The sequence below is a fragment of the Acinetobacter sp. RRD8 genome, assembly GCF_031844225.1.
Lineage (GTDB): Bacteria > Pseudomonadota > Gammaproteobacteria > Pseudomonadales > Moraxellaceae > Acinetobacter.
The window spans coordinates 79,668-88,824 of sequence record NZ_JAUZUU010000010.1 but is presented as its reverse complement, the minus strand read 5'-3'; the positions used below and the strand labels follow the sequence as shown (position 1 = coordinate 88,824).

Annotated in this window: 11 protein-coding genes; 2 read left to right on the top strand and 9 right to left on the bottom strand. The window is 39.1% G+C overall.

Annotation, left to right across the window (positions count from 1 at the left end; translation table 11 throughout):
• Window positions 1-286 precede the first annotated feature (286 nt).
• The 4 genes from Q9R24_RS10705 to Q9R24_RS10690 all read right to left on the bottom strand — a co-directional run bounded on the left by Q9R24_RS10705 (window position 287) and on the right by Q9R24_RS10690 (window position 4,609).
• Window positions 287-2,926: a bifunctional aconitate hydratase 2/2-methylisocitrate dehydratase gene (locus Q9R24_RS10705; RefSeq protein ID WP_005106643.1), complete on the bottom strand. Its 2,640-nt coding sequence runs from the start codon at window positions 2,924-2,926 to the stop codon at window positions 287-289.
• Window positions 2,927-3,223: 297 nt separating this feature from the next.
• On the bottom strand, window positions 3,224-3,493 hold the full coding sequence (locus Q9R24_RS10700; RefSeq protein WP_311204413.1) for a hypothetical protein: 270 nt from the start codon (window positions 3,491-3,493) through the stop codon (window positions 3,224-3,226).
• A 209-nt stretch (window positions 3,494-3,702) separates the two neighbouring features.
• Window positions 3,703-4,062 (bottom strand): hypothetical protein, encoded by a 360-nt coding sequence (locus tag Q9R24_RS10695; RefSeq protein ID WP_004645374.1) that lies wholly within the window; start codon window positions 4,060-4,062, stop codon window positions 3,703-3,705.
• 112 nt (window positions 4,063-4,174) lie between these two features.
• Window positions 4,175-4,609, bottom strand: a complete 435-nt coding sequence (locus tag Q9R24_RS10690) for an I78 family peptidase inhibitor (protein ID WP_005106641.1) — start codon at window positions 4,607-4,609, stop codon at window positions 4,175-4,177.
• Window positions 4,610-4,959: 350 nt separating this feature from the next.
• Between Q9R24_RS10690 and xseA the strand changes: the two genes are divergently transcribed.
• Window positions 4,960-6,231 carry an exodeoxyribonuclease VII large subunit gene (gene xseA / locus Q9R24_RS10685; RefSeq protein WP_148334900.1) on the top strand — a complete coding sequence of 424 codons (1,272 nt, stop codon included), beginning with the start codon at window positions 4,960-4,962 and terminating at the stop codon, window positions 6,229-6,231.
• Window positions 6,221-6,415: an exodeoxyribonuclease VII small subunit gene (xseB, locus tag Q9R24_RS10680; protein WP_004278752.1), complete on the top strand. Its 195-nt coding sequence runs from the start codon at window positions 6,221-6,223 to the stop codon at window positions 6,413-6,415. The genes xseA and xseB overlap by 11 nt, the downstream gene beginning before the upstream one ends.
• Before the next feature lie 228 nt (window positions 6,416-6,643).
• Here xseB and Q9R24_RS10675 read toward each other — a convergent pair whose 3' ends face one another.
• From Q9R24_RS10675 to Q9R24_RS10655, 5 genes are all read right to left on the bottom strand, one after another.
• Complete coding sequence (locus Q9R24_RS10675; protein ID WP_311204412.1) at window positions 6,644-6,844, bottom strand: hypothetical protein; 201 nt, start codon at window positions 6,842-6,844, stop codon at window positions 6,644-6,646.
• A gap of 630 nt (window positions 6,845-7,474) precedes the next feature.
• Window positions 7,475-7,762 carry a hypothetical protein gene (locus Q9R24_RS10670; protein ID WP_004278754.1) on the bottom strand — a complete coding sequence of 96 codons (288 nt, stop codon included), beginning with the start codon at window positions 7,760-7,762 and terminating at the stop codon, window positions 7,475-7,477.
• Window positions 7,763-7,921: 159 nt separating this feature from the next.
• The gene (locus tag Q9R24_RS10665) at window positions 7,922-8,062 is read right to left on the bottom strand and encodes a hypothetical protein (protein ID WP_004645377.1); all 141 of its coding nucleotides are present in this window, start codon (window positions 8,060-8,062) and stop codon (window positions 7,922-7,924) included.
• Between the two features lie 157 nt (window positions 8,063-8,219).
• Window positions 8,220-8,489 (bottom strand): hypothetical protein, encoded by a 270-nt coding sequence (locus Q9R24_RS10660; RefSeq protein WP_005263238.1) that lies wholly within the window; start codon window positions 8,487-8,489, stop codon window positions 8,220-8,222.
• Window positions 8,490-8,797: 308 nt separating this feature from the next.
• Entirely contained in the window at window positions 8,798-9,001 is a 204-nt protein-coding gene (locus tag Q9R24_RS10655) for a hypothetical protein (protein ID WP_311204411.1), read from the bottom strand.
• Between the last annotated feature and the right edge of the window lie 156 nt (window positions 9,002-9,157).

Sequence of the window (9,157 nt, the reverse complement as noted above, 5' to 3'; positions counted from 1 at the left end):
ATATTCATTATTGTAGTTTTGCCTGATCCATTTTCAGCAATTAGTATTTTTTTATTATCTCTAAAATTAATAGTGACATCTTGATCTCCATTTAATTTGATAATTTTAAATTCATCTAATTCCAACATTCTACCCCCTAATAATATAAATATTTTACTATACACAATAATAAAGGCTGATTACTCAGCCTTTATCTTAAACTACTTATAACTTAATTTTCAAAGAAAATCATAGATTTGCTCTTGCGCTAGGGAAAGGCCTTTCGGCTTTTCTTGATTCTAGCTCATTAAGTCAACTGAGCAGCAGCAATTTTCTTCGTATCAACGTCTTTAGCGGCGTTAGTATATTCGCTCATCTTGTCGAAGCTTAAGTATTGATAGATGTCAGCTGACATGCTGTCAATTTGAGCTGCGTACTGTTGGTATTCTTCTGGAGAAGGCAATTTACCCAATACAGCAGCAACAGAAGCAAGTTCAGCAGAAGCCAGGTAAACGTTAGCACCTTGACCTAAACGGTTCGGGAAGTTACGAGTAGAAGTCGATACACAAGTCGTGTTCGGCGCTACACGTGCTTGGTTACCCATACATAATGAACAACCTGGCATTTCAGTACGCGCGCCAGCTTTACCATAAATGTTATAGAAACCTTCTTCCATCAACTGATGTTCGTCCATACGCGTAGGTGGAGCAATCCACAAACGAGTTGACAACGCACCACCAGGAACTTTCTCTAACAATTTACCAGTCGCACGGAAGTGACCGATGTTCGTCATACAAGAACCAACGAATACTTCGTCAATTTTCGCGCCTTGAACATCAGAAAGAAGTTTCGCATCATCTGGATCGTTCGGGCAGCAAAGAATAGGTTCTTTGATGTCTGCAAGATCAATTTCATACACTTTGGTGTATTCAGCATCAGCATCCGCTTTGATCAGGCTTGGGTTAGCCAACCATTTTTCCATGTTCTCAACACGACGAGCCATAGTACGCGCATCGCCATAACCTTCAGAAATCATCCACTTCAACATGGTGATGTTTGAACGAAGGTATTCAGCAACTTTCTCTTCAGAAAGTGTGATAGAACAACCTGCAGCAGAACGTTCAGCAGAAGCATCAGAAAGTTCGAACGCTTGCTCAACAGTCAGGTCAGTTTCCATTTCTGTTAAGTCGATCTCAAGGATACGACCAGAGAAGATGTTTTTCTTACCTTTCTTCTCTACAGTTAAGTCACCTTCCTTAATTGCGTAGTAAGGAATTGCATGTACAAGGTCACGTAGAGTGATACCAGGCTGCATTTTACCTTTGAACTTCACAAGTACAGATTCAGGCATGTCTAATGGCATAACACCAGTTGCTGCAGCGAACGCTACAAGACCAGAACCCGCCGGGAATGAAATACCGATTGGGAAACGAGTATGCGAGTCACCACCAGTACCAACAGTATCTGGAAGAAGCATACGGTTTAACCAAGAGTGAATAATACCGTCACCTGGGCGTAAAGACACACCACCACGGTTCATGATGAAATCAGGAAGCGAGTGTTGCATTTGAACGTCAACTGGTTTTGGATACGCAGCTGTATGACAGAAAGATTGCATAACAAGGTCAGCAGAGAAACCTAGGCAAGCCAAGTCTTTCAATTCGTCACGCGTCATTGGACCTGTTGTATCTTGCGAACCAACAGTAGTCATCTTAGGTTCACAGTAAGTACCTGGAAGTACGCCTTGACCTTCAGGAAGACCACAAGCGCGACCCACCATCTTCTGAGCTTGAGTGAAACCTTTGCCAGTTGCAGCAGGCTGAACCGGAGTACGGAACATTGTAGATACTGGAAGACCTAAAGCTTCACGCGCTTTAGTGGTCAAACCACGACCAACGATCAGGTTAATACGACCACCAGCACGAACTTCGTCTAGAAGTACTGGAGTTTTAAGTTCAGCTTCAGCGATTTGCGCGCCGTCTTTGAACGCAGTTACTTTAGCAGCAGCGTGATCGATCTTAAGAACGATTTCGTCGCCCATGTTCATGTTAGCAACATCGATCTCGATCGGTAATGCACCCGCATCTTCCATCGTGTTGAAGAAAATTGGAGCGATTTTAGAACCTAGGCAGTAACCACCGTCTTTTTTGTTCGGGATGTGCGGAATGTCATCACCGAAGAACCAAAGTACAGAGTTAGTTGCAGATTTACGAGATGAACCTGTACCAACAACGTCACCCACGTAAGCAACCTGGTTGCCTTTCGCGATCAGTTCTTTAATCTGGTTAAGTGGACCCACTTCACCAGGAACTTCTGGATTGATTCCGTCACGTACGTTTTTCAACATTGCATTTGCGTGCAATGGAATGTCTGGACGGCTCCAAGCGTCTTGTGCAGGTGACAAGTCGTCAGTGTTGGTTTCGCCAGTTACTTTGAAAACAGTCAGTTTGATTTCTTCAGGAACGTCTTTACGGCTAGTGAACCATTCAGCGTCAGCCCAAGACTGCATAACTGCTTGAGCATTTGCGTTACCAGCTTTTGCTTTATCAGCAACGTCATGGAATGCATCAAATACAAGAAGCGTTTTTTTCAATGCTTCAGCTGCAAGTTCAGCAAGCTCAGCATTGTCTAAAAGTTCAACTAAAGGCGCTACGTTATAACCACCAAGCATAGTACCTAGTAAGTAAACAGCACGTTCTTTAGAAACGAGTGGAGAGGTTGCTTCGCCTTTTGCCAATGCAGCTAAGAACGCAGCTTTTACATATGCAGCTTGGTCAACACCTGCTGGTACACGGTTTTCAAGCAAATCTACCAAGTATGCTTCTTCACCAGCTGGCGGGTTTTTTAGTAGTTCAACTAATGCAGCTGTTTGGGCATCGTCAAGTGGCTTCGGTGGGACTCCGAGTGCGGCACGTTCTTCAACGTGTTGGCGGTAAGCTTCTAGCACAGTGTTATTCCTCTTTTTTAAAAAATTACTTATGAATTCCTGCTTATTCTAAGCTTCATAAATAATATGGACTCCGAAATTTTACTAAATTTCCAGTTAAAAGTTAATGCAACTCAAGTGTTTCTTCGTGATGCTCGTTATTTTATAACTAAATGATGCTCTTAATGATTATTCCGTAATCAGTTCTAGCTTACACCACACGAAACAAGCCCATGAATAGGCCCTTTTAACTGAATTTAATGCATAAAAAAGGCAACCCTGATGTTGCCTGATTTGAATTTAAAAAGATACTCCACCTTAGTGTACAGTGGTCGAGTTTAAATACTGCTGATATGAGTCTCGGCAGCCTTGGAATTTCACCACGCATTCATCTTCATAGGTAGTACTGTGATTATTGCTGGCAAAGGAAATATCCACCTGATAAAGCTTTTTATCTTGTTCTAGTATCTTCTTTAAAACGACTTTGTCACCGACGCTGAGTACATAGTGACTGCCGCCAATAATGACCACACCTTCTTCATCTTCCAGCAGCAGATCAGAATGATGCAAATATCTTACGACTTCCATATTGTGCTACTCCTCGGTTAATTGGAGTTGAATTCATTATTCAATATAAAGATAAGTATTTCTATATTTTAGATTTAGAAATTGTCACAAAGTGTACATTTTGCTTACGCTATTTTTATTATTCAGTCTTTTGAAGATGTGTATATTTAAATACATTTAATGGGAAATATGAGTTGGATAATTTTATCCAAATATAAAAAAACCGTTCCTTAGAACGGTTTGTAATCTGGTAATTCGTCATGCGGTGTCGCAATACACTTTGCAGTAAATTCAGCGCGGACTTTTTCACGGGCTGCTTTTACATCTGCCTTAATCTCTTCGGCTGGAATCGCATAGACTTCATCAATAATATTCAGGATAAAACCTTTGGTGGTTTCGTCGTCGATCTTGTTGGCATGCTCGATTGCTTTTTCTTTCTCAATCGCATTCTGACGATCCAGCATAATGGTACGCGCCGCATTACCGACGCTTCGACAATAACCTTGCCACTGCTCTTCAGGGGTTAAGGGTTTCTTCTCGGCACAACCGGCCAGCGCCAGCATAAACGATAAAGCCAATAACTTTTTCATGAATTTCTCCTTCCGAGGGGCAATATAAAAGATCGGGGAAGATTTGTCATTTCAAAATGCGAGTTGTATGGAATTAAAAAAGCCCACTAATGGGCTTTTTCATTTTGTGTAATTAACCACATGAAGCCTGGATAATCTTTTTGCTTGTAGGATCCACCGTTACAGTCACTCGTTCTTCACGATAATCCATCGTCACCGCTTGACCCGGTTCAACCATACGTACAATTTGTGCCTTGGTTTTCTGCTTGATTTGCGCTTCAGTCAAATTGGACTGACCCACCAATGCCGCTGCCTGATCAGCAATACATTTAGGTTGATTCATGTGCAGTAATTCCCACTCCTCGACCACCTGACCATTCTTTAAATGGCAATATCCGACCTGACCATTGCTTTCAGTACGAATCTCAAGCTTGCCACCCTGATTGACACAATAAGCGCTTGCAGGATTCGCTGAACCTGTTTTAGGAGCATCCGTCTCAGATTGCGGCGTAGTGGTACATGCGCTTAGAGCGAGAGCCAGTAAACCGAACAGCATTGTTTTTTTCATGAGAGCCTATTCTTCTTCAATAATTCTTCACCAATTTAGCATATTTCCTTGTCCTTGCCAGACACAAGTCTGTGTACATTTTTAACCGTGCTTTTTCATTAAAAATTAGAAATAAGACCTTTGTGAATTAAGGACTTCAACACTATAAATTCTCTCAATGAACAAGACAAACAGAAGATAAGAACCTCTACAAAATACAAAAATGCCGAATGAATCGCCTAGACCAAGTGATTATGCATTTCAATAGCATTGCATTGTCATTACATCATTCAAATATGACTTCACTTTTAGATTTGTGATCTATGCTGGATTGATTTAATATTTGATTGAATTTTAAACTTTCTATTGGCATGACAGACGATCCTCAACTCTCCCTCAAGGAATATCTTGCTACAGTTCAGGAAGTGGTCAAACTCACTTTCGATACACCGGTATGGGTTAAAGCCGAGATTCGTAATCTAAGTATTAAAGCCGGCCATTATTATCTGGAGCTGGCAGAAAAAGAAGCCGACAGTGATCAGGTCATCGCCAGTTGCCGAGCGACTATCTGGAAATTCAGTGCCCAGAAAATTGTCACGCAGTTTGAACGTGAAAGCGGAATTGAGCTGAGTCGTGATTTGAAAGTGCTGATTAAAGTCAAAGCTAATTTCGATCCGCAGTATGGTTTTTCTTTAAATATCGTTGAAATTGACTCAGGCTATACTCTGGGAGATATTGCCCGGCGTTATCAGCAGATTGTTGAGCGGTTGACGACTGAAGGACTGATTCAGCGCAATAGAAACTTGCCCAGCCCTTTTGACCTGAACCGGATTCTGGTGATTGCTCCCGAAAATGCAGCAGGCCTGGGAGATTTTAAAAAAGATGCCGATGCACTGCAGCGTGCGCAGGTGTGTGAGTTTATCTATCACAGTGCGACTTTTCAGGGAAATACCGCCCCGCAAAGTATTATGTACAGTCTGGCACAAGCGCTCAAACAATGGGCACAGACTTATAATACCGCACCGGATCTGATTGTGATTATACGAGGTGGTGGCGCAGTCAATGATCTGGCTTATTTGAATGATTATGATCTGGCTGCCCTGCTCTGTAAACGTTCGGTACCGGTCTGGGTCGGCATCGGGCATGAAAAAGACCGTACTATTCTGGATGAGATTGCGCATCGCTCCTTTGATACTCCGAGTAAAGCCATTGCCGGAATCCGCAATCATATCTTTGAACTGACCCAGGATATTCTGAATTATCTACAGCGCATTCAGCGTTTATCCCAGCAACAGATTCAAGCTTATCAAAATCAGAATGATCAATTTTTGAAACTGATTCAAAGTCTGGCCAACAACCAGATTATGGATGCGCTGCAACGTCTGCAACAGATCAAGGCCAATACTACCAGTCTGGCCCAGCAGCATACCCAGCTGATTAATCAGCAGCTTGATGCCCTGATGCGGGAAACGCTACTACAAAATCCTAAACATGTTTTATCCAAGGGTTATGCCATCGTGCGCCAGCAAGAACATGTGGTTGCCTCTATTCAACAGATTCAGTCCAGCGATCTGGTTGAAGTCGAATTACATGACGGCATTTTTTCAGCACAACTTATACAGGTACTTCCTCATGAATCATGATACTTTGAGCTTCCAACAAGGCTATGACATCTTGAAAAAGAATGCAGAATTGCTCGAATCTCAGCAAGAACCGGATATTGATAACTTGATGAAAATCGTGGAAGAATCCATGACCGCCTATAAAGCTTGCAAGGCACGGGTTGAAGCGGTTCAAACTGCGTTAAATGAGACGTTTAACGATTAATTGCACCCCATTTTAAATATTTTCTTAGGCTATTCTGCTAAATTGAATTGACATAAAAGCTCTCATGAATGAGGGCTTTTTTATTAAGTGAAAAAAATCATTTCAATGGATATTTAAATTTTCTAGGTGGCTATTTTGATCAATCCGCCCAATTCTAAATAGGAAATATTGTATTTTCATTCTCATCGACCAAACGATAAAAAGCCCAATATTAAATTGGGCTTTTTATTACTCTTCAACTTCTATCGGATCACCGTCTTCAGGACGAATATGACGTGTTCCATCATCCGCAGGATCAACACTTGACCCATCTTTGGTAATAGCATTGTACATTTCATCCTCTTTCTTATCATCGATAAATTCTTCATCTTCAAAATCTTGAGGTTCACTATCGTCGTCAAAGTTCAAAGGCTTTTCTTCATCTATCATGGCGATCCATCACTTATTTAACCAATAAAATATCATGCTCAAATATTTGAAGGATTCATTCAAGAGTCAACGATGATCATTTATGTAACTGAATAAACACAATAGTAATTGGAACTTTACTTTTCCATAGATAAAAAAATGCCTCCTTAGGGAAGGAGGCTGAAATTGGAAAGAAACTACAGCAATAGAATCTATTTATGCATTATATATAAACTTATAATTTATACATTAGCATAATATTACATTAATTTTTCAATTAAAGAGCCCACTTACTTTTTCAAATAAGCGGGCTAGTGCTGTAGTCATTTTCTTCGTCTTATTTGCGTCTTTTTGTTTTCGCAAAACGAATATAGCACTGTGAATTTAGCAATAAAGTATAGAGAGTATTAATAAACTGTTCTCTTACATTTGCTTTAAGTTACTTTTCGTTCAATAAGCTGTAAATATTAAAAAAGCCCATCTTTCGATAGGTCTTCCTCTTTTCACTTTTGCGCTGATTCAGGTATGTTGTCAAAGTGAGTAACGACTAGAGAATAAGCAAGCTATTGATAAAAATATATAAATAGACCATTAGTATAAAAAAAACTATGCTTGTTAAATTGATTGACGATTTTAACCTTCAACGACACCTTATAGCTGACTTAATTTACTAGACATATAAGTTAAAAATAGCGTCTTATCCTGAAAATCAGGCATTTCAAACACCCAAAAAATGTAATTTTTAGATCTCAATTTAAGTTTTACATTCACGGCCTTTACTTGAATTATTACATCCTCATGCTGCATTTCTGCGAATAATTCTAAAATCAGCGCAAAGAATCTCAGTTTGTTGACTGTGTTGTATTTTGTTGGTTTATATATTCTCAAGGCTTCAGAATATATAAGCTCGCACCATTCATTTCCATCTTCATCATCCATTAGCTCTCATTTAATTATTTAAAATAGATCACGAGGTAGGTTTATAACATGGTGGCTATAATTAAACTGCTTTTAATCTGAATATTAGAATTATAAATTTTTAGAAAATAAAAAAGCCCATCTTCCGATGAGCCTTTTTGGAAAATATATCGTGAAGAACTAAGCTGCAAATTCTTGCAGTACAAATCGTTTTACACTTTCATCAAAGTCAGGTTTTGAAAGAGCAAGCTTGCCATTTTTCATAGTTTTATAACAATAACTCGCTGCTACTCCCATACCAACCAAAGTCAACAACTTCATTGCTCACCTCTTTACTGGGAAGATTTGAATATAAAGTTATCATTCAAATTTGTAGTTTTCCAACTCAGTTTCGATTGTTTTCTGTACTACATGTTAATGAATGTATGAATAATAAATGAAAACCTGCCGCATGATGCGTTTGCTTAAAGTCCTTCAACTAGTGGTTAATTTGCGTATCTATCCAGTTAAGGAAATTTTCCTTATTACTGAATTCTGGCATAGACCCTAAATTTATAGTCTCTTTAGCCCCAAATTTTCCAGCGACAGTATTCGGTGCTTGAACTCTGAAATCCAGAGGATCACTTTCATGTAGAGTTCTAAAATATTCTACCGCTTTATCAAATTCACTTTTATCCTTAAAACCTGGTCGTTCCTTTAAAAAGTCATAAACTTGTTCTAGAGCTGGTAGATAATTATTTTTAGGCATTCTGTTTTCTCTAAAATAATGAGTTTTATGATGAAGACCTATTTTGAATGAATAATGATAAGAATATTCCCTTATTTCTTAGAGTTTATGTAAATTATAATGATTTGAGAGTTAAATCTAAATTCTGGAGTAAGCTGATAAAAAATGAGCGTAAACATACACTCATTTTTACTACATTTTCTGATGCATGCTTAACTGACCTGCATTGCTTTAAAATAAGGTCTATTTTATTGAACAAAGTGCAAATGTCGGCTGCTCTATCAGTAAAGATCAGATGCACTTTAAATGCGCCAGTTTAAGGTTCAAGCCTAATTAACGTTATGAATATCAAGTTCATCATTGGTGGTCAATACAACAGAAGCCAAAATTGGAATGCCCAAAATGAAAGGTACAGCGAAAATCCATAGAACTACGGTTACATCCGATTTAAAGAAAAATTGAATGGCTAATGCAGTCAAAATAAGTACAGAAAATAGAATCGCAGCAAAACGGATGATAAATTTAGTCGACATGCGAAGATGCTCTTATGCGTGAAATCGTATTTTCAATATACACCTATTTTTATTATGGGTTTATTGATTTTCAGTCTGTTATTGCATATTTTAATTGATTTTCTATATGTGATAGCTGAATTATACGATGATCAGTTTTCTTCACCCTGAAGTCTC

Excerpts from the sequence above, each read along its gene's own strand:
- Q9R24_RS10665 (WP_004645377.1), bottom strand. The coding sequence starts at position 8,062 with ATGAAGTTGTTGACTTTGGTTGGTATGGGAGTAGCAGCGAGTTATTGT.
- Q9R24_RS10690 (WP_005106641.1), bottom strand. The coding sequence starts at position 4,609 with ATGAAAAAAACAATGCTGTTCGGTTTACTGGCTCTCGCTCTAAGCGCA.
- Q9R24_RS10700 (WP_311204413.1), bottom strand. The coding sequence starts at position 3,493 with ATGGAAGTCGTAAGATATTTGCATCATTCTGATCTGCTGCTGGAAGAT.
- Q9R24_RS10695 (WP_004645374.1), bottom strand. The coding sequence starts at position 4,062 with ATGAAAAAGTTATTGGCTTTATCGTTTATGCTGGCGCTGGCCGGTTGT.
- Q9R24_RS10660 (WP_005263238.1), bottom strand. The coding sequence starts at position 8,489 with ATGCCTAAAAATAATTATCTACCAGCTCTAGAACAAGTTTATGACTTT.
- Q9R24_RS10655 (WP_311204411.1), bottom strand. The coding sequence starts at position 9,001 with ATGTCGACTAAATTTATCATCCGTTTTGCTGCGATTCTATTTTCTGTA.
- Q9R24_RS10670 (WP_004278754.1), bottom strand. The coding sequence starts at position 7,762 with ATGGATGATGAAGATGGAAATGAATGGTGCGAGCTTATATATTCTGAA.
- Q9R24_RS10675 (WP_311204412.1), bottom strand. The coding sequence starts at position 6,844 with ATGATAGATGAAGAAAAGCCTTTGAACTTTGACGACGATAGTGAACCT.
- xseA (WP_148334900.1), top strand. The coding sequence starts at position 4,960 with ATGACAGACGATCCTCAACTCTCCCTCAAGGAATATCTTGCTACAGTT.
- xseB (WP_004278752.1), top strand. The coding sequence starts at position 6,221 with ATGAATCATGATACTTTGAGCTTCCAACAAGGCTATGACATCTTGAAA.